Here is a 20,138-nt window from a genome sequence, read left to right on the forward strand (position 1 = left end):
GCCGTCATGACAGGCCGGCTGGACTGGACGCGGGATGGTCATGATTGGCCGCACCGTGACGCCAGCCGGTTTGTCGAGGCCGGTGGTCTGCGCTGGCATGTGCAGTGTCTGGGGGAGGGGCCACCGATCCTGCTGGTTCACGGCACCGGTGCCGCCTCTCATAGCTGGCGTGATCTCATGCCCCTGCTGGCCCGTCACTTCACGGTGATCGCACCGGATCTGCCGGGGCATGGGTTTTCCTCTCCACCGGCGCGCTTTGCCGGGTTTGCCCTGCCGGGCATGGCGGCGTCCCTGGCGGCGCTGCTCAAGCAGATGTACCTGTCTCCGGTCCTGGTGGCCGGGCATTCCGCCGGGGCCGCGGTGCTGGCCCGCATGTGTCTTGACGGACACATTGCGCCGCGGGCCCTGGTGAGCATCAACGGGGTCATGCTCCCCTTGCCGGGTACGGTGAGCCTGTTCTTCAGCGCCTCGGCGCGTGTCCTCTCCATGATTCCCTTCATCCCCCATTACGTGGCCTGGCGGGCCACGGACCGTCGTGCCCTGGAAGGATTGCTGCGGGGAACCGGTTCGCGGGTGGATGCCCGAGGCCTGGAGTTGTACGGGCGTCTGGTGCGCAGTCCCGGGCATGTCGGTGGGACCCTCAACATGATGGTGAACTGGGACCTGCATCCCCTGGCCCGGGACCTGTCCCGTCTGTCGGTGCCGTTGATGCAGGTGGTTGGCGGCAATGACCGTACCGTGCCGCCCTCGGAGTCGCGACGGGTGCAGGCGCTGCTGCCTCAGTCACGCCTGGTGACGTTGCCCGGCCTGGGGCATCTGGCCCATGAGGAGCGCCCCGACCTGGTGGAACCCCTGTTGCTGGAACAGTTTCCGCCATGTTCATGAATGAACATTGAACAAGTCCTCTGCCGTCACTTCTACGTCCACCGTCATTCCCGGTTACGCGGGAATGACTTTTTCAGGGCATTCTGAAGGGAATGACGTGCCTCATGTAATGCGCATTTAGCCGGTTCAAACGCGCTTCTCTCATATGGTATGCCCCGTATCTCCCTGCTAGACTGTCAAGCAATACTTACAGTTGATAGGGTTGCTCTGTGTCCACGGTGGTAGAACCTCATTCCGCAACAGCCTCCTCTCACGCCAACCCGGATGCCCCTCATGCCGTGGTCATCGGCAGCGGTTTCGGCGGCCTGGCCGCCGCCATCCGCCTGGGCGCCCGAGGCTACCGAGTGACCGTATTGGAAAAGCTGGATGCGCCGGGCGGGCGCGCCTATGTCTTCCGCAAGGACGGCTTCACCTTCGACGCCGGCCCCACCATCGTGACGGCCCCCTTCGTGCTTGAAGAACTCTGGCAGCTTTGTGGGCGGCGCATGGAAGACGACGTGGACCTGCGCCCCATGGATCCGTTCTATCAGATCCGCTTCCACGACGGCGAAGTCTTCAATTACTGGGCCGACGTGGAGGCCGTGCGCGCCGAGGTGGCCCGTTTCTCTCCCGACGATCTGAACGGCTACGATGCCTACATGCGCGACAGCGAGGCCAACTACCGGGTCGGCTTCGAGAAACTGGCCCATGTGCCCTTCAATTCCTGGACCGACATGGCCAAGGTGGTGCCGGAGCTGCTCAGGTTGCGGGCCGACCGCAGTGTCTGCGGATTGGTGGCCAAGCACATCAAGAATCCCCGTCTGCAGCAGGTGCTGAGCTTCCATCCCCTGCTGGTGGGCGGCAACCCCTTCAGGACCACATCGGCCTACACCTTGATTTCCTATCTGGAACGGCGTTTCGGCGTCCATTCCGCCATGGGTGGAACCGGCCATATCGTCAAGGGGCTGGTGGGCCTGATCGAAGGGCAGGGCAATGTGGTGCGCTGCAATCAGGAAGTGCGGCAGATCCTGGTGGAGAACGGTCGCGCCACGGGTGTACAGCTGGCCTCCGGCGAGACCATCGCCGCCGATGTGGTGGTGTCCAACGCCGATTCCGCCGCCACCTACCGTTATCTGGTGCCGGAAAGCGCCCGTCGCAAGTGGACCAATCGGCGTATCGAGCGTTCCCGTTATTCCATGAGTCTGATGGTCTGGTACTTCGGTACCAAAAAGCGCTATGAGGATGTCCCGCACCATTCCATCATTCTGGGACCGCGCTATCGGGAGTTGTTGGATGACATCTTCGACCGCAAGGTCCTGGCGGAAGATTTCAGCCTGTATCTCCATCGTCCCACCAAGACCGATCCTTCCCTGGCCCCGGAGGGTTGCGACACCTTCTATGTGCTGTCGCCCGTTCCCCACATGGAAAGCGGTGTGGATTGGCAGCAGCAGGCCGAACCCTATCGCCGCAAGATCGAACAATACCTCTCGGAACACGTGCTGCCGGATCTGGAAAACCAGGTGGTGGCTTCTCACATGATCACTCCGCCTTATTTCCAGAACACCCTGTCTTCCTTCAGGGGGGCCGCCTTCGGACTGGAGCCCATCCTGACCCAGAGTGCCTGGTTCCGTCCTCACAATCAGAGTGAGGATGTGGACCGGCTCTACCTGGTCGGTGCCGGCACCCATCCCGGGGCCGGACTGCCGGGTGTGATCTCCTCGGCCAAGGTGCTGGACCGGGTGGTTCCGGATGCAGCGACTATCAAAGGTGCCTCATGATCAAGCTCAGATCCTCCGAAAAGCGCATGTCCCGGCGCGCCGCCGACGCGGCGGCCTGCCGGTCATTGCTGTGTGACGGCTCCCGGTCGTTCTATGCCGCTTCCATGTTCCTGCCCCAGCATATCCGTCGGCCGGCCACCGCCATGTATGCCTTCTGTCGCCTGGCGGATGACGCCATCGACCTGGACGAGCGGGGCGACGGCCTGGAGCGCATGCAGGCACGTCTGGATGCCATCTACGACGGCAAGCCCATGGACATTCCGGCGGATCGTGCCTTCACCGAGGTGGTGAGGCGCTATTCCATTCCCAAGGCGTTGCCCCAGGCCCTGCTGGAAGGGTTTGAGTGGGATACCCAGGGACACCGCTATCCCGATCTTGCCTCCCTGGAGGCCTACGGCTCCCGGGTGGCCGGCACCGTCGGCGCCATGATGACCCTGGTGATGGGGGTGCGCTCGCCCGACGCCCTGGCCCGGGCCTGTGATCTGGGGGTGGCCATGCAACTCACCAACATTGCCCGCGACGTGGGCGAGGATGCCCGTAACGGCCGTATCTACCTGCCGCTGGACTGGTTGCGGGAGAAGGGGATCGACCCGGACGAATTTCTGGCCAATCCCCGCTTCACCCCGGAGATGGGAGAGATCGTGCAGCGATTGCTCAAGGCCGCGGATGTGCTCTACGAGCGGGGTGCCGTGGGGATTCATGCCCTGCCGCCATCCTGTCGCAAGGGCATGCAGGCCGCCGCCGCCCTCTATTCCGAAATCGGTCGGGAAGTGGAGCGTAACGGCTGTGATTCCATCTCCCGGCGCGCGGTGACATCTCCTGTCCGCAAGGTGCTGGCCTTGTACTCCATGTCTCGACGCTGGGGCAGGGATGATCTTCGCGTGATCAAAGAGATCCTGTCGGAAGATCCGCTGGAGGCCAATCGTTTTCTGGTGGATGCGGTGCGGGAGCAGGAAGTGCTCACCCAGGAGATCCGTCCCCAGGGCGTGGGTATGGGGCGGGTCGAAGACCGTATCATGTGGCTGCACAACTTGTTTCAGCGGCTTGAGCAGCAGGATCGCCGTTCGCGTACTACCCGTGTCTCCCGCACGGGACCGGGCGGCGGGACGCCGGTGGCCGGCTGAGTCTTGTGCCGCCCTCGGGCCGGGTTCCGTACCCGGCCCGATTCGTTTTCAGCCTCTGGCCCTGCGCGGCATCCGGAACGGCAGCATGAGCTGTACCACGGTGGTCTCGAAACGCTCCAGAGACAGGCTCTCATGAAATGCCAGCCCCGGCTCCCCTTCAATGCGGGTATCCAGCAATGAGCGCACGTAGAAGGGGGTATCCGTCAAGGTCTGTCGGACCGCGGCCCGGCCGTCATCCGCCCGGGTGGCCCGGTCGATCCGCCACCATGCGGAGGTCGGCAGCCCCTGGCGCCGTGGGGGTTCGACATCTCGTACCCCGCCCCGGGGATCGAAGCGCAGGGTCAGCATTCGCTCCTGGTCATCCTTCTGGGTCGCCTCGTAGAGCACCACGGTGTCCCCGTTGGGCATGACGGCCCGCGACCAGTCCCAGTACCGAAAACCGTGTTCCAGGGGTTCGGTCCCGATGTTGCTGTCCATGTAACCGTGGCCCTGCCAGCGTAGCCCCGGTTGTTGCAGATCCACTTCCACGCGTGCGCAGGGGGCGATGGGGCGCCAGTGATGGCGCTCCTGCTGGTCCAGGGTATAGCTTCTGGCCGCCAGCGCCTCGGGACGAAGCCTGATGGTGCCGCGGATGCGGGAGGGGAGGGGGGCGGTGACTTCGTTCAGATGCACCGTCAGGCCGTCCGGCCCCCATTCCAGGGCACTGGGTCCGATCACCAGGTTGTCCCGATCCCTTTGCAGGTCGCCACGGCCGCGCTCGGTCATGGCCCAGCGCCGGGGTGCATTGCCGTAGAGGGCGACGTTGATCGAGACATGGTGACTGGGGTCTGCCGTGCCGCGCCGACGGGCGAGGGCATAATAGGGTGAAAAGACGCTGCCGACGAAGGCGATCAGGGTGATGCCGTGGCGACCGTCATCACTCCAGGCATCCAGATACCACCACAGATAGCCGCCCGGGGTCACTGCCTCCGAGAAGTCAGGTCCTGTATCACGGTCCGTGCCGCCAGTCGTCCCGACAGGGTCGCCATGGGCACGCCCGCTCCTGGATGCACGCTGCCCCCCGCCAGGTACAGCCCCGGTATCCGGCTGCGGCTCTCCGGCCGGTCGAACGACGCTCGCCATCCATGGGTCGCCCGGCCGTAGAGTGCGCCCCCCGTCGCCGGGAACAGGTGCTCGAAGTCCGTCGGCGTGGTGATCGCGTGTGGCGATTCTTTCAGGTCGATCTGCAGACCACAGCGCGCCAGGAGCCTGAAGGTGCTCTCCTCGCATTGGGCAATCTCCGTGGGTTTGTAGTGATGTTGATCGCCGATTGGCGGAGCGTTGACCAGGCAGAGTAACCGCTCCGCGCCGGATTGTCCGTGACAATCATCATCCGTGCGATCCTGGGCGCAGATATAGACCGTGGGCTCTCCGGGCAGGCGATGATGTTCAAAGATATCCCGGAACTCTGCCTGGTAATCCCTGGAGAAGAACACATTGTGCCGGATCAGGGGGAACCCCCGAGGGGCGGCCTTCAGGCTCCAGGTCAGGGCTGACAGGGAGCGTTGTCCGGGCTCCGGCCCCTGCGTGGCGCCGGCCACGTCGAGGCCCAGGCGACCCCGTGCCAGGGCGCCCACATCCCCATTGAAGATCACCAGATCCGCATCCAGGGATTCGTTCTCGCCCAGGGTGACCCCGCGGACCCGTCCCGCCCGGATGTTGATGCGACTGACCCGGGCATTGAAAAGGAACTGTACGCCCTGGGCGGCGGCCAGTTTGCAAAGTGCGTCGGGCAGGCGGGACATGCCGCCTTCCACGGTCCAGACCCCCTCCTGCTCCACGTGGGCGATGAGCATCAGGGTGGCGGGCGCCTGATAGGGAGAGGAGCCGCAGTAGGTGGAGTAACGACCAAATAGCTGGCGTAGCCTGGGGTCGTGAAAATGCTTGCCCAGAGCGCGCCAGAGGGTGTCATAGGGGGATATCCGGATCAGGTCGCCGATGCCTCTGAGGCCGGAGCGACTCACCAGGCCTGCGGGCGTGGGGCGGGAATCCCGGATGAAGGTATTTTCAAGGGTTCGGTAGGTTCGCTTGGCACGCTGGCAGAACTCCTTGAATCGCCGGGCTTCTCCGGGGCCGGAAAAAGTGCCGATGGCCGCGGCGGAGCGTTCCGGGTCGGCAAACAGATCCAGGCGCTCGGTCTCGCTCCAGGCATGGCGGGCCAGGATTTCAAGGGGTCTGAGACGAATGTGTTCGTCCAGACGGGTGCCTGCTGATTCGAACAGTTCATCAAACACCCAGCGCATGGTAAAGACGGTGGGTCCGGAGTCGATGGGGGCGCCGTCCACCACGACTTCGCGTATCTTGCCCCCGGGGGTGGCGGCTTTTTCCAGGACCAGAACCTCGATGCCCTGCCGATTGAGTTCCAGTGCCGCGGCCAGTCCGGCGATGCCGGCGCCAACGATGATTGCCTTGGGATTGCGCACCTGAGTTGTTGCCTCCTGCAAAGGCCTTTGACTCGGCCGGGGGTTGTGTCTATGCTGAGCACCAAGCATAAGTGACAACCTAACCTTACACTACGGGGCGGAGGCAAACCATGGATGCCATGACGCGAATTGAGCAGGCTTTGAACCAGGCGTTGGCCCGTGGGGAGACCCCGGCCTGTCCGCCGCTGCTCGCCGAGGCGTTGAGGTATTCGGTCTTCCCCGGCGGTGCCCGGATCCGTCCCCAGTTGTGCATCGCCGTGGCCCAAGCCTGCGGTGATGATGCGCCGGAGCTTGCCGACGCGGCGGCTGCTTCCATCGAACTCATGCACTGTGCCTCCCTGGTGCACGACGATCTGCCCTGTTTCGACAATGCCGACATGCGTCGCGGCAAGCCCTCGGTCCACGCGGCTTATGGCGAGCGTCTGGCGGTGCTGGCGGGGGATGCGCTGATCATCATGGCCATGGAGACGCTGGTACACAGCGCCACCCACCGCCCCGAGCGCCTGGCTCCCTTGCTGCTGACCGTGGGGCAGGGCGTCAGCGTGCCCTCCGGCATCATCCCTGGCCAGGCCTGGGAATGTGAACCGAATGTGGATCTGGCCCAGTACCAGCGGGCCAAGACCGGCGCCCTGTTCGCCGCCGCCACCATGGCTGGTGCCGTGGCCGCCGGTCATGAGCCCGCCGGCTGGCGGGCCCTGGGCGAGAAGCTGGGCGAGGCCTTCCAGGTGGCGGATGATCTGCGCGACGTGGCATCCAATCCGGAAGAACTGGGCAAGCCGGTGGGCCAGGACGAGGCCCTGGGTCGTCCCAACGCCGTGGCTACCCACGGTATCAAGGGCGCCACCAAGTACCTCAAGCAGTTGCTTGACGAGGCCATGGCCTCCATTCCCGCCTGCGCGGGGGAGGCGGAACTGCGTGTGCTGCTGATGAAGAAGGCCGCCAAGTTCCTGCCCAAGGAACTGGCCCAGCAGGCCGCCTGATCCGATCATGGCGCACCGGCCAGGGAGGCTGAAGTCCTTTTCCCGGGACGCTCTCTGGCGGGGCCGTTTTCTGGCCCTGCGCAACCGTGTGCTGTCCAGTCCCCGGTTTCAGCGCTGGGCGGCCGCATTCCCGCTGACCCGTCCTGTTGCCCATCACCATGCCCGCCGGATGTTCGATATCGTGGCGGGCTTTGTCTATTCTCAGGTCCTGTACGCCTGTGTTCATCTGCGCATTCCCGAACTGTTGCATGAGTCGGGGCCGCTGACCATTGAAGAGCTGGCCGCCAAGGTCGATTTGCCGGAGGAGTCCTGCCTGCTGCTGGCAAAGGCGGCGGCTTCACTGGATCTGATGGAATACCATGGGCGGGGTCGCTGGGGCTTGGGACGCCAGGGGGCCGCCATGATCGCCAACCCCGGCGTGGCGGCCATGGTGGAACATCACGTCATGCTCTATGCCGACCTGCAGGATCCGGTAGCTCTCCTGAGAGCCGGCAAGAACGGTCAGACCCGGCTCGGTCGATTCTGGGCCTATGCCGGGCAGGAGCCGCCCAGTGGCCTGGACGGAGGGCGGGTTGACGAGTACACGCGACTGATGTCCGTCTCCCAGCAGCTGGTGGCCGAGGAGATTCTCGATGCCTTCACGCCCAGGGGCTATACCCGATTGATGGATCTTGGTGGCGGGAACGCCACCTTTCTCTCCGCGGTGGCCGCCAGGGTGCCGGATCTGGAGCTGGCGCTGTTCGACCTGCCGGCAGTGGCCGAGAAGGCCCGAGCCCGTTTTGCCGAATTGGGTCTGGCGCACCGGGCCACGGCCATCGGTGGTGATTTCTTTTCGGATCCGCTCCCCAGGGGGGCGGATCTGATATCCCTGGTGCGCGTGGTCCACGACCACAACGACGATCACATCCTCGGGCTGTTCCGTTCCATCCGGGAGGCGTTGCCGGATCATGGCGCATTGCTGCTGGCGGAGCCCATGTCCGGCACCTCGGGCGCGGAGCCCATAGGCGACGCCTATTTCGGCATGTATCTTTTCGCAATGGGGCGAGGGCGTCCCAGAACCCCCTCCGAGCTGGAAGAAATGCTTTTAAAATCAGGCTTTACCCGTATTCGCCTGATTCCCACCAGAACACCTTTATTGACACGTGTCATGTTGGCTCAACCCTGACCTGGGGTGAGTGTTAGTTTGGGTTGACAACATCCGGGGTCACGCTAGACTTACACGCATATCTCGTAGGGCCAAATCAGGCCCCAGGCCAAGATCCTTATGAAAGCGACAGCCGTCGTCATCCAACAACCTGAATCTCTTGAAATTCGCGAGCTGGAGCTGACTGCTCCCGGTGCGGGGGATGTGGTTGTGGCGATCGACTGGAGCGGGATCAGCACCGGCACCGAAAGGTTGCTCTGGACAGGCAAGATGCCCAGTTTTCCCGGTATGGGTTATCCCTTGGTGCCCGGCTACGAATCCGTGGGCCGGATCATTCAGGCGGGTCCCGAGTCCGGGCGTCGGGAAGGTGAGTGGGTCTTTGTTCCCGGGGCTTCCTGTTATGGTGAGGTGAAGGGGCTGTTCGGCGGTGCCTCGTCCCGCGTGGTGGTACCCGGCGGCAAGGTGGTTCCCATTCCCGATCGCCTGGGTGAAGAGGGGGTGCTGTTGGCGCTGGCCGCCACCGCCTATCACGCCATCTTCCAGGGGCAGGCCGTGGATGCCCTGACGCCTTCCCAGTTACCTGATCTCATCGTCGGTCATGGTGTTCTTGGTCGACTTCTGGCCCGTGTCGCCGTGGCGGCGGGCGCCTCCCCCGTGGTCTGGGAACTGAATGAATCCCGTGCCGCTGGCGCCGAGGGTTATACCGTCGTTCACCCTGAGCGGGATGAGCGGCGTGACTATCACACCATCATCGACGTCAGCGGCGACAGCGCCCTGCTGGATACCCTGATTGCCCGCCTGGCTCGGGGCGGCGAGGTGGTGCTCGCCGGTTTTTACAGCCAACCGCTTTCGTTTGCCTTCCCGCCCGCGTTCATGCGCGAAGCCCGGATCCGCTGTGCTGCCGAATGGCGCGCGCCCGATCTGGCGGCGGTGAAGGCGCTCATCGAATCAGGCCGACTGTCTCTGGGCGGCCTCATCACACACCGCCGCCCCGTAGCCGAGGCCGATGAGGCCTATCGGACGGCATTCGGTGATCCCGAGTGCCTGAAGATGGTGCTGGACTGGAGATCCAGCCGGTGAGCGGCGGTGGTCATACGACTTCCGTCTCCGTTGATGCGCTCAGGGAACAGATAAGTTCCCGGCCAGCGGCGGAAACGATCCTTCCTGAAGGGGATGAGCGCGTGCAAAGTAGTACAGCCAAAGAAACCCAGATCATCGCAATCTATGGCAAGGGTGGTATTGGCAAGAGCTTTACCCTGTCGAACCTGTCCTACATGATGGCCCAGCAGGGCAAGCGCGTCCTGCTTATCGGCTGCGATCCCAAGAGCGATACCACGTCTTTGCTGTTCGGCGGCAAGGCCTGTCCCACCATCATCGAGACGGCTGCCCGCAAGAAACTGGCGGGTGAAGAGGTGGAGATCGGTGATGTCTGCTTCAAGCGTGGCGGGGTGTTCGCCATGGAGTTGGGTGGTCCGGAAGTGGGGCGCGGCTGTGGTGGTCGCGGCATCATCCACGGTTTCGAAATCCTGGAAAAACTGGGTTTCCATGACTGGGGATTCGACTATGTGCTGCTGGACTTCCTGGGTGACGTGGTGTGCGGCGGGTTTGGTCTGCCCATCGCCCGCGACATGTGCCAGAAGGTCATCGTCGTGGGTTCCAATGACCTGCAATCCCTCTATGTGGTGAACAACGTCTGCTCCGCGGTGGAATATTTCCGTCGCCTGGGTGGCAACGTGGGCGTGGCGGGCATCGTCATCAACAAGGATGACGGTACCGGCGAGGCCCAGGCCTTTGCCCAGGCGGCCGGCATTCCCATCCTGGCTTCCATCCCCGCCAACGAAGACATCCGCAGAAAGAGTGCCAATTACCAGATCGTCGCCCATCCGGACGGCGAGTGGGGGCCGCTGTTCGAGGCCCTGGCGACCCAGGTGGCCGAGGCGCCGCCACAGCGTCCCAAGCCGCTGACCCAGGATGAACTGCTGGGCTTGTTCTCCAGCGATGAAGTGGGACGGGATGTGGTGCTTGAGCCGGCGACCTGGGAAGATGTCCATGGTCATGCCATGGTCAAGAAGCCGTCCCTTGAGGTGGTCTATGACGATGTCTGACCGACATCGCCACCTCATGGAGGCCAGTCACCCCGATGTCGGTCGTGCCGGTGGTGGTGCCGGGTCTCCGGATCAATCTCAAGATGCGACGCCTTCCGTGAAAATCAACAAGATTCCAGTGACCGTCGAAACGACGGCTGCCGCCGCCGGTTCCGGCTGCCATGGCGGCCGGGAAACCATGGCGGCGGCAGCGCGTGCCGCCGGTCAGAGCGAGACCCTGGACCAATACGCCAGGGATTATCCGGCGGGTCCCCATGACCAGCCGCAGAGCATGTGCCCGGCCTTCGGTTCGCTGCGCGTGGGTTTGCGCATGCGCCGCACCGCGACCATCCTGTCCGGCTCCGCCTGCTGTGTCTATGGCCTGAGCTTCACCTCTCATTTCTATGGCGCGCGGCGCACTATCGGGTATGTTCCCTTCGACTCCGAAACCCTGGTGACCGGCAAGCTGTTCGAGGATATCCGGGAATCCGTGTATCAAGTGGCCGATCCGGCGGTCAATGATGCGGTGGTCATCATCAATCTTTGTGTGCCCACCGCCTCCGGGGTGCCGCTGCGGCTGCTGCCCAAGGAAATCAATGGGGTGCGCATCATCGGGATTGATGTCCCGGGTTTCGGTGTCCCCACTCATGCCGAGGCCAAGGATGTCCTGGCCGGCGCCATGCTGCGCTATGCCCGTGGCGAAGCCGAGCAGGGTCCGGTGCAGGCACCTCGGGATGGGCGCAAGGACAAGCCGACGGTCACCCTGATGGGCGAGATGTTCCCGGCCGATCCGGTGGGCATCGGCGCCATGCTGGAACCCCTGGGTCTTGCCGCGGGTCCCGTGGTGCCCACTCGGGAGTGGCGTGAACTGTATGCCGCGCTGGACTGTGCCGTGGGTGCCGCCATTCACCCCTTCTATACCTCTTGCGTGCGCGAGCTGAATGAAGCCGGTCGTGAAGTGGTTGGCTCGGCCCCCGTGGGCTATGACGGCACGGCCGCCTGGCTGGAGGCCATCGGCGAAGCTTGCGGCGTGGCCAGGAGTGCCGTTGACACTGCCAAGAACCGCTTCCTGCCTGCCATCAAGGGTGCGCTGTCCGGTGCCCCGATCAAGGGTCGCATCACCCTGTCGGGTTATGAAGGCTCCGAGTTGTTGGTGGCGCGACTGCTGATTGAAAGCGGCGCGGATGTCCCTTATGTCGGCACCGCCTGCCCCAGGACCCGCTGGTCCGATGCAGACCGCGAATGGCTGGAGAGCAAGGGTGTCCGGGTACAGTTCCGTGCCTCACTGGAACAGGATCTGGCTGCCATCGAAGAATTTGGTCCCAACCTGGCCATCGGTACGACGCCGGTGGTGCAAAAGGCGAAAGAGAAGGGTATTCCTGCCTTGTACTTCACCAACCTCATTTCCGCCCGTCCCCTGATGGGGCCCGCGGGTGCGGGTTCCCTGGCGCAGGTGGTCAATGCCGCCCTCTCCAATCAGGCTCGATTTGATCGCATGAAGGCCTTCTTCGAGGGTGTGGGTGAAGGCCATGCCACGGGTGTCTGGGAAGAGGTTCCACGGGATTATCCTGAATTTCGTGAGCGCATGAAACGTCAGCGGCAGCGTGTCGCCGGGCAGAGCGGTCCGGGGGAGGTGCGCTGATGTTCGTCCTGGATCTGGATCGCGCGGGTGGTTACTGGGGGTCGGTCTACGCCTTTACCGCCGTCAAGGGGCTGCAGGTCATCATCGACGGCCCCGTGGGCTGTGAAAACCTGCCGGTGACTTCGGTGCTTCACTACACCGATGCCCTACCGCCCCATGAGTTGCCGGTGGTGGTGACCGGGCTGGGTGAGGAAGAGCTGGGGCAAACGGGAACCGAGGCCGCCATGAAGCGTGCCCATCAGACCCTGGACCCGGATCTGCCCACGGTGGTGGTGACCGGCTCCATTGCCGAGATGATCGGTGGTGGCGTGACCCCGGAAGGCACAAATATTCAGCGGTTTCTTCCGCGGACTATTGACGAGGATCAGTGGCAGAGCGCGGATAGGGCCCTAAACTGGTTGTGGACTGAATTTGGAAGCAAGAAGGTGCCTGCCCCGAAGGCACGCAAGGCCGGAGAAAGACCGAAGGTCAATATCATCGGCCCCATGTACGGTACCTTCAACATGCCGTCCGATCTGGCGGAGATCCGCCGCTTGGTGGAGGGCATTGGTGCCGAGGTCAATATGGTGTTTCCCTTGGGGAGTCATCTGGCCGAGGTGCCCAGACTGGCGGATGCGGAAGTCAACATCTGCATGTACCGGGAATTCGGCAGACTGCTGTGCGAGACCCTGGATCGGCCTTATCTGCAGGCGCCCATCGGTCTACATAGCACCACCTTGTTCCTGAGAAAACTGGGTGAACTGCTCGGGTTGGATCCGGAGCCGTTCATCGAGAAGGAAAAACATACGACGGCCAAGCCACTATGGGATCTGTGGCGGTCGGTGACACAGGATTTCTTCGGCACGGCGACCTTCGGGATCGTGGCGACCGAAACCTACGCCAGGGGTGTCAGACACTTCCTGGAAGAAGAGATGGGAATGCCTTGCAATTTTGCCTTCGCGCGCAGCGCCGGGGCAAAACCCGATAATCAGTCGGTGCGCAAGGCCATTCATGAAAAGACGCCGCTGGTGCTGTTCGGCAGCTATAACGAACGCATGTATCTGGCGGAGATCGGGGGGAGGGCGATGTACGTACCAGCCTCCTTCCCAGGGGCGATCATACGGCGCCATACCGGTACCCCCTTCATGGGCTACGCCGGGGCGACGTATCTGGTCCAGGAGGTGTGCAACTCGCTGTTCGATGCGCTGTTCCACATCCTGCCCCTGGGTACGGAACTGGACAAGGTGGATGCAACGCCGTCGCGCCTGCACCGGGAACTGCCCTGGGATGATGAAGCCAAGGCCGTGCTGGACAGACTGGTCGAGGCATATCCGGTACTGGTCCGGATCTCCGCCGCCAAGCGCCTCAGGGATGCCATCGAGGCAGCTGCAAGGCGAGAAGGCGAGGAAAGGATCAGCGTGGACAGGGTCAACAGGACCCACGCGGATGTGGCGGCGGGCAGGGCGGCCTGAACAGACGACAGCCAGGGCAGGGTGAACGAACTCTGCCTTGGCGCAGAATGGATTGAAGCAGTAAACGCACATCGGAAGGATTCGATGTCGCGCAGGACAACGGATTCGCGGTTTTCTGGACGTCGCCGCCTTTGCATGCAGTACCGCGAGGCGATGTCGTCCTGACCTCCCGAAGTCAGGGAGGTTATGGGTCGATCGTGAAAGCGCTGTGACATGCAACTGACAGGTTCATGTCTTCAGTCATCACCCGTTGACCGGGTCTTTAAACGGTATGACAGGTGACACGGTCGTGAGTTTCGTTGTGGAGGCAATTTTTTCCATGACGGTCGTGATCGCGTTGAGTCAACGCGGTATTTGCCAATAAGGCTCATTTGGAGGGTATTTAAATGGTTGACGAAACGAAAGGTTCGCTCTCTGGGCTCACCGAAGACGAGGCCATGGAGTTTCACGGTGTCTTCATGACCAGCATGATGGGCTTCCTGGCCGTTGCTGCCGTTGCTCACGTTCTGGCCTGGATGTGGCGTCCCTGGGGCGTGGCTTGGTAAGACCTTGCACCATTCTGGTGTATTGGTCAGTACCAGGTCTTTCGAGCCAAAGTTTTAAAAGTAGTTCCCTAAAAACATAGGAGATTTCAACATGTGGCGTGTTTGGCTGCTGTTCGATCCGCGCAGAGCGCTGGTTGCCCTGTTCACGTTCCTGGCCGTGCTTGCACTGCTGATCCACTTCATCCTGTTGAGCACCGAACGCTTCAACTGGATGCACTCTGCGTCGGCTGTCGAAGCGACTCTGCAGGCTCAGGAAGGCGGTTCAGCACTGTCCTGATAGCGTCTGTAGCCGCAGGTGTTGGGCGGGTGTCGGCAGTCATGCCGGCTCCGCCCGGCATCCAAGGCCCTTCGCTAACAAGCGTGTTGAGAGTATAGGGCTAGGGCCGGAATCTCCGGCCTATGCCTTACTGACCGGAGGTTCTAGGAATGTCCATGCTGAGCTTTGAGAAAAGATACCGCGTACGCGGGGGGACGTTGATCGGAGGCGACCTATTTGACTTCTGGGTCGGGCCTTTCTACGTCGGATTTTTTGGGGTCCTAACGGCGTTTTTCGCGCTGTTGGGTACACTCCTGATCGTCTGGGGTGCGGCTATGGGCCCAACCTGGAACATCTGGCAGATCAGCATCAATCCCCCCGACCTGAGTTACGGCCTTGGCTTTGCACCCCTGACCGAGGGTGGGCTTTGGCAGATGATCACGATCTGTGCCTTGGGCGCATTCGTTTCCTGGGCGCTGCGCCAGGCTGAAATTGCCCGCAAACTGGGTATGGGTCTGCATATTCCGATCGCCTTCTCCGTGGCGGTCTTTGCCTATTTCACGCTGGTTGTCATTCGTCCGGTGCTGCTGGGTGCCTGGGGTCATGGTTTCCCCTACGGCATCATGAGTCACCTGGACTGGGTGTCCAACACCGGTTATCAGTTCCTGCACTTCCACTACAACCCGGCCCACATGCTGGCCATCGCCTTCTTCTTCACGACGGCTCTGGCCCTGTCATTGCACGGTGGTCTCATCCTGTCCGCAACCAACCCCAAGAAGGGTGAACCGGTCAAGACGCCTGAATACGAAGATACCTTCTTCCGTGACGTCGTCGGCTATTCCATCGGTGCCCTCGGCATCCACCGCCTGGGTCTGTTCCTTGCCCTTAGCGCCGCCTTCTGGAGTGCCGTCTGTATCGTCATCAGCGGTCCCTTCTGGACGCAGAGCTGGCCGGAATGGTGGAACTGGTGGCTTGACCTTCCTATCTGGGCTTAATGTAAGGGGACCACAATGGCCGAATACCAGAACATATTTAACCGGGTGCAGGTCCAGGCAGAGCCTGAGGCTGGCGTACCCCTGCCGAATGGTGATCGCGAACGCATCGGGAAACCGCTGCTGTTCTATTGGGCCGGTAAACTAGGTAACGCCCAGATCGGGCCGATCTACCTGGGCTGGACCGGATTGGCATCCATCCTGTTTGGTTTGATGGCAATCCTGATCATCGGTTTCAACTTCTTGGCCCAGGTCAACTGGGACGTCATCCAGTTCTTCCGTCAGCTGTTCTGGCTGGGACTGGAGCCGCCTCAGGCTCAGTACGGCCTGGGTATTCCTCCGCTGGCCGAGGGCGGTTGGTGGTTGATGGCAGGTTTCTTCCTGACCACTTCCATCCTGCTGTGGTGGGTGCGGATGTATCGTCGTGCGCGTGCGCTGAACATGGGTACCCATGTGGCGTGGGCCTTTGCCGCGGCAATCTTCCTGTATCTGAGCCTTGGCTTCTTCCGTCCGATCCTGATGGGTGACTGGTCCGAAGCAGTGCCGTTCGGTATCTTCCCGCATCTTGACTGGACCACGGCATTCTCTCTGAAGTACGGCAACCTGTACTACAACCCGTTCCACATGCTCTGCATTGCCTTCCTGTATGGTTCTGCTGTTCTGTTTGCCATGCATGGTGCAACGGTGCTGGCTGTGGGTCGTTATGGCGGTGAGCGCGAACTTGAGCAGATCACCGACCGTGGTACCGCTTCCGACAGAGCAATGCTGTTCTGGCGCTGGACCATGGGCTTCAACGCCACCATGGAATCCATCCATCGCTGGGGCTGGTGGTTCGCGGTTCTCGTACCGATCACCGGCGGCATTGGCATTCTGCTCACTGGCACGGTAGTCGACAATTGGTATCTGTGGGCGATCGATCACGGCGTGGCGCCGTCCTATCCGATCGTACATCCGAACGTCGAAGATCCGGCCATGCTTCAAGGGATGTCTCAATGAAAACGATGACGCGTAAAACGACGACAGTGGCGGCCCTTGCCGGTGCCGCACTCCTGATGACCGGCTGCGAACTGCCGATCGGGATCGAAACCGAACAGACCGGTTATCGCGGTCTGGGTATGGAGCAGGTAACCAAGCGCCATCTGGAAGCCATGAAGCGTAGCGGCATGGAAATTCCGGAGCCTGAGCGTCCCGCGGCTGCCGCCGGTCCCCGTGCCGGTGACATCTACGAGAACGTGAAGGTGCTGGGTGACCTGAACATCTCCGAGTTCAACCGTCTGATGAACGCCATCACCGCATGGGTGGCACCGGAGGAAGGTTGTAACTACTGCCATACGCCGGGCAACTTCGCCGACGAAAATGTCTACACGAAGATTGTCTCCCGGCGCATGCTGGAGATGACCTACACCATCAACCAGGAATGGACCGCCCACGTGGGTGAGACCGGTGTGACCTGCTACACCTGTCACATGGGCAATCCGGTGCCGGAAAATATCTGGTATGAGGACCCGGGCTTCAAGCAGGCCGGTGGCTTTGCCGCCAGCCGTATGGGTCAGAACTTGGCCGGTACCAACGTGGCTTCCGCCTCGCTGCCGAATGATGTCTTCACGCCCTTCCTGCAGGGTGATGAGCCGAAGAACATTCGCGTGACGCCGCGGACCTCGTTGCCGATGGGTGACAATCCGTACAACCTGGTGGACGCCGAGTGGGTGCATGGTCTCATGATCCACTTCTCGGTGGCCCTGGGTGCCAACTGCACCACCTGCCACAACACGAACAACTTCCCGGAATGGCAGACCAGCCCTCCGCAGCGTGTGACGGCATGGCACGGCATCGAGATGGTTCGGGCACTGAACAATCAGTACCTGAATCCGCTGCAGCCCGAGTATCCGGATTACCGTCTGGGTCCCACGGGTGACGCGCCCAAGACCAACTGCGCCACCTGCCACAACGGTCTGCAGTTGCCGCTGGATCGTGCACAGATGCTGAAGGATTATCCGGAACTGAACCGGGTGAACCACCGCGGCGCTCAGCCCGCGGCTACCACCAGCGCTGCTGCTGAAACTGCCGGTGACGCAGATGCGGAGGCTGTCGAAGGGTAAGTTCTTCGTACCTCTCGGCTGAATGACCCGGATGGAACCGGGTGAACAGGGGACCTTCGGGTCCCCTGTTTCGTTTGCGCGGAAATGGGTGCAAGGCGTCATGGCTTTGTGTATGTTGCTAGCGGCTTGAAGCGGTTTTCCGCTCTGGTAGCCTTGACGCTTGGTGGCCCATGGGCCTTGAGAGGAACAGCAGTGGTCGGAAATCGAGGGTTCGGGATTGATGGCTTCACCACCTGGCATTGGCTGCTGGGTGCCGCTGCAATGGTGATCGTGCTGGGGGGGCTCAAGACGGTCAGCCATATTCTTACCCCGTTCTTGATGGCGGCTTTCCTGGCCATCATCTGCGCCCCTCCCTTGACCTGGATGCAGCGTCGTGGCGTGCCGGGGGCGCTGGCGGTTCTTATCCTGTTCTCCGTCGTGGGCTTTACCTTCTTTCTGTTGTTTCTCGCGCTCAGGGATGCGGCGGAAAGCCTTGCCGTCCAGGCCCCGCTATACCAGACACGCCTGACAGGCTGGCTGGAGCATCTGCGGGCGATGGCCGAGGCCCGCGGCCTGCCGGAGGATCTGCTACCGGAAAAACCGGCCTTGCCTGCTACCGCAACCATCACCAATGCAGCCAGGGCCATCGCCGGGGGAGTGGGGCAATTCACGGCCAGTACCTTTCTGGTGCTGCTGGCCTTCATGTTCCTGCTGATGGAAGAGCGGGTTCTGGCGGCCAAGCTCAATGCGGCCTTCCCGGGGCGTCGGCGTGCCAGGGTGAGAATGCGGCGCTTTTTGCGCTCGGTCTATCATTACCTTGCCATCAAGACCGGTGCCAGTGTGGCTACCGGTCTGCTGGTGGGTATCGGGCTGAGCCTCATCGGTGTCGACTTCGCCATTCTCTGGGGAATCCTGGCGGGACTGCTCAATTTCATCCCGACCATAGGCTCGATCATTGCCGCGGCCCCGGCGGTGCTGATTGCCCTGCTGGGCATGGGGATGACGGAGGCGGTGCTGGTTCTGATCCTCTATGTGGTGGTCAACGTGGGCATCGGCAGCATACTCGAACCCAAGTTCATGGGGCGTACCCTGGGTCTGTCACCACTGGTGGTGCTGGTATCCTTGTTGGTCTGGGGATGGGTATTCGGGCCGGTGGGCATGTTGTTATCCATTCCCCTGACCATGATTGCCAAGCTGGCATTGGAGTCCAAGCCGGACACGCGCTGGATTGGTATCCTCATGAGTGATCGGCCCAGAGGGAGCTAGCCACGTCCGTGGCCGGCTCGGGACATGCTTTTCAGGAGATCCGGATTTGATTCCCTTGATACTTTCAGGCGGTGCGGGTACGCGGCTCTGGCCCATGTCGCGCCAGCTTTTTCCCAAGCAGTTTCTGCCCTTGGCTGAACCGCAAAGAACCCTGCTGCAGGCGACCCTGGAGCGTCTGCCCCAGGGGGATGATCTGGGCCGGCCGGTGGTGGTCTGCAACGAGGATCACCGCTTTCTGGTCGCCGAACAACTGCGCGCCATGGGGGTGCAACCGGCACGGATCATTCTGGAGCCCATGGGACGCAACACGGCACCGGCGGTGGCGCTGGCCGCGTTGGAACAGGTGCAGGACGGTGCGGACCCTGTGTTGCTGGTGATGCCGGCGGATCATGTGATCGCGGATGTGGAAGCCTTTCGCCGTGCGTTGTCGACGGCCCGTGTGAGGGCGGAAACCGGCGATCTGGTCACCTTCGGCATTGTCCCCACCGAGCCCCATACCGGCTATGGCTATATCCGTGCCGGTATCGGGACGGAAGAGGAGGGGGCCTTGCCGGTGCTGGAATTCGTGGAAAAACCGGATCAGCAGACGGCGGAAGGTTATCTTGCCGGCGGCGACTATTTCTGGAACAGCGGCATGTTCGTATTCCGGGCCTCGGTGTTTTTGCAGGAACTGGAGACTCACGCACCGGACATTCTTGTCGCCTGCCGCAAGGCACTGGAATCCGCCCGGGCGGACATGGACTTCCTGCGGGTTGACCGGGACGCCTTTGCCGCCTGCCGCGGCGATTCCATCGACTATGCGGTGATGGAAAAGACCGGGCGGGCCGTGGTGGTGCCGCTGCGGGCCGGCTGGAGCGACGTGGGTTCCTGGGCCTCCCTGTGGGCGGTGGGGGAGAGGGATGCCGACGGCAATCTGGCCCAAGGAGACGTCATCACCGTGGGGGCCAGGAATTGCTATGTCCACGGCAATCAGCGTCTGGTGGCCGCCGTGGGCGTGGAAGACCTGGTGATCGTGGAAACGGCGGACGCAGTGTTGGTGATGCACAAGGACCGCGATCAGGAAGTCAAGGAAGTGGTGGCGCGGCTCAAGTCCCGTGGTCGTGAAGAGGCGGATATTCACCGCTGCGTGGCTCGGCCCTGGGGCACCTATGAGCGCATTGATGCCTCGGATCGTTTTCAGGTCAAGCGCATCACGGTCAAGCCGGGACAGACCCTGTCGCTGCAGATGCATTATCACCGGGCCGAGCACTGGATCGTGGTGCGGGGCACGGCGCGGATCACCCGGGGGGAGGAGGTGTTCGTGCTCACGGAGAACCAGTCCACCTTCATCCCCCTGGGTGTCACCCATCGCCTGGAGAACCCGGGCAGGATTCCCCTGGAGCTGATCGAGGTGCAGTCGGGAAGCTACCTGGGGGAGGATGACATCGTCCGCTTCCAGGACACCTACGGTCGCAGTTGAGTCGGCGAGGGCG

Annotated in this window: 18 protein-coding genes; 16 read left to right on the forward strand and 2 right to left on the reverse strand. The window is 62.4% G+C overall.

Features of this window, described 5'->3' with window-relative positions; all coding sequences use genetic code 11:
• Positions 1-6: 6 nt before the first annotated feature.
• From bchO to LQD11_RS05035, 3 genes are all read left to right on the forward strand, one after another.
• Positions 7-885 (forward strand): alpha/beta fold hydrolase BchO, encoded by an 879-nt coding sequence (gene bchO, locus LQD11_RS05025; protein ID WP_238616548.1) that lies wholly within the window; start codon positions 7-9, stop codon positions 883-885.
• Positions 886-1,103: 218 nt separating this feature from the next.
• Positions 1,104-2,642: a phytoene desaturase gene (locus LQD11_RS05030; RefSeq protein WP_238616549.1), complete on the forward strand. Its 1,539-nt coding sequence runs from the start codon at positions 1,104-1,106 to the stop codon at positions 2,640-2,642.
• A complete protein-coding gene (locus LQD11_RS05035; protein ID WP_238616550.1) occupies positions 2,639-3,766 on the forward strand; it encodes a phytoene/squalene synthase family protein in 1,128 nt (375 codons plus the stop codon). The genes LQD11_RS05030 and LQD11_RS05035 overlap by 4 nt, the downstream gene beginning before the upstream one ends.
• 48 nt (positions 3,767-3,814) lie before the next feature.
• Here the strand turns inward: LQD11_RS05035 and LQD11_RS05040 are convergent, their stop codons facing one another.
• Both LQD11_RS05040 and crtD read right to left on the reverse strand, forming a co-directional pair.
• A complete protein-coding gene (locus LQD11_RS05040) occupies positions 3,815-4,729 on the reverse strand; it encodes a carotenoid 1,2-hydratase (RefSeq protein ID WP_238616551.1) in 915 nt (304 codons plus the stop codon).
• Positions 4,726-6,228: a 1-hydroxycarotenoid 3,4-desaturase CrtD gene (gene crtD / locus LQD11_RS05045; protein ID WP_238616552.1), complete on the reverse strand. Its 1,503-nt coding sequence runs from the start codon at positions 6,226-6,228 to the stop codon at positions 4,726-4,728. The genes LQD11_RS05040 and crtD overlap by 4 nt, the downstream gene beginning before the upstream one ends.
• 110 nt (positions 6,229-6,338) lie before the next feature.
• Here crtD and LQD11_RS05050 point away from each other — a divergent pair, with 110 nt between their 5' ends.
• The 13 genes from LQD11_RS05050 to LQD11_RS05110 all read left to right on the forward strand — a co-directional run bounded on the left by LQD11_RS05050 (position 6,339) and on the right by LQD11_RS05110 (position 20,125).
• The gene (locus LQD11_RS05050; protein WP_238616553.1) at positions 6,339-7,208 is read left to right on the forward strand and encodes a polyprenyl synthetase family protein; all 870 of its coding nucleotides are present in this window, start codon (positions 6,339-6,341) and stop codon (positions 7,206-7,208) included.
• A gap of 7 nt (positions 7,209-7,215) precedes the next feature.
• Entirely contained in the window at positions 7,216-8,373 is a 1,158-nt protein-coding gene (locus LQD11_RS05055) for an acetylserotonin O-methyltransferase (RefSeq protein ID WP_238616554.1), read from the forward strand.
• A gap of 99 nt (positions 8,374-8,472) precedes the next feature.
• Positions 8,473-9,432, forward strand: a complete 960-nt coding sequence (bchC, locus tag LQD11_RS05060) for a chlorophyll synthesis pathway protein BchC (RefSeq protein WP_238616555.1) — start codon at positions 8,473-8,475, stop codon at positions 9,430-9,432.
• A 101-nt stretch (positions 9,433-9,533) separates the two neighbouring features.
• A complete protein-coding gene (locus LQD11_RS05065) occupies positions 9,534-10,457 on the forward strand; it encodes a chlorophyllide a reductase iron protein subunit X (protein ID WP_238616556.1) in 924 nt (307 codons plus the stop codon).
• 178 nt (positions 10,458-10,635) lie between these two features.
• Positions 10,636-12,078, forward strand: coding sequence for a chlorophyllide a reductase subunit Y (bchY, locus tag LQD11_RS05070; protein ID WP_238616774.1), 1,443 nt, complete (start codon positions 10,636-10,638; stop codon positions 12,076-12,078).
• On the forward strand, positions 12,078-13,529 hold the full coding sequence (gene bchZ, locus LQD11_RS05075) for a chlorophyllide a reductase subunit Z (RefSeq protein ID WP_238616557.1): 1,452 nt from the start codon (positions 12,078-12,080) through the stop codon (positions 13,527-13,529). Before bchY ends, bchZ begins: the two co-directional genes overlap by 1 nt.
• A 386-nt stretch (positions 13,530-13,915) precedes the next feature.
• On the forward strand, positions 13,916-14,074 hold the full coding sequence (pufB, locus tag LQD11_RS05080) for a light-harvesting antenna LH1, beta subunit (protein WP_008932826.1): 159 nt from the start codon (positions 13,916-13,918) through the stop codon (positions 14,072-14,074).
• 91 nt (positions 14,075-14,165) lie between these two features.
• Positions 14,166-14,351, forward strand: a complete 186-nt coding sequence (gene pufA / locus LQD11_RS05085) for a light-harvesting antenna LH1, alpha subunit (protein ID WP_008932825.1) — start codon at positions 14,166-14,168, stop codon at positions 14,349-14,351.
• 149 nt (positions 14,352-14,500) lie between these two features.
• On the forward strand, positions 14,501-15,325 hold the full coding sequence (gene pufL, locus LQD11_RS05090) for a photosynthetic reaction center subunit L (protein WP_238616558.1): 825 nt from the start codon (positions 14,501-14,503) through the stop codon (positions 15,323-15,325).
• A gap of 15 nt (positions 15,326-15,340) precedes the next feature.
• The gene (pufM, locus tag LQD11_RS05095) at positions 15,341-16,318 is read left to right on the forward strand and encodes a photosynthetic reaction center subunit M (RefSeq protein WP_238616559.1); all 978 of its coding nucleotides are present in this window, start codon (positions 15,341-15,343) and stop codon (positions 16,316-16,318) included.
• 5 nt (positions 16,319-16,323) lie between these two features.
• Positions 16,324-17,421, forward strand: a complete 1,098-nt coding sequence (gene pufC / locus LQD11_RS05100) for a photosynthetic reaction center cytochrome PufC (protein WP_238616560.1) — start codon at positions 16,324-16,326, stop codon at positions 17,419-17,421.
• 192 nt (positions 17,422-17,613) lie between these two features.
• The gene (locus tag LQD11_RS05105) at positions 17,614-18,666 is read left to right on the forward strand and encodes an AI-2E family transporter (protein WP_238616561.1); all 1,053 of its coding nucleotides are present in this window, start codon (positions 17,614-17,616) and stop codon (positions 18,664-18,666) included.
• 46 nt (positions 18,667-18,712) lie between these two features.
• Positions 18,713-20,125, forward strand: coding sequence for a mannose-1-phosphate guanylyltransferase/mannose-6-phosphate isomerase (locus LQD11_RS05110; RefSeq protein ID WP_276315665.1), 1,413 nt, complete (start codon positions 18,713-18,715; stop codon positions 20,123-20,125).
• Positions 20,126-20,138: the final 13 nt, after the last annotated feature.

The organism is Ectothiorhodospira shaposhnikovii, from assembly GCF_022227765.1.
GTDB lineage: Bacteria > Pseudomonadota > Gammaproteobacteria > Ectothiorhodospirales > Ectothiorhodospiraceae > Ectothiorhodospira.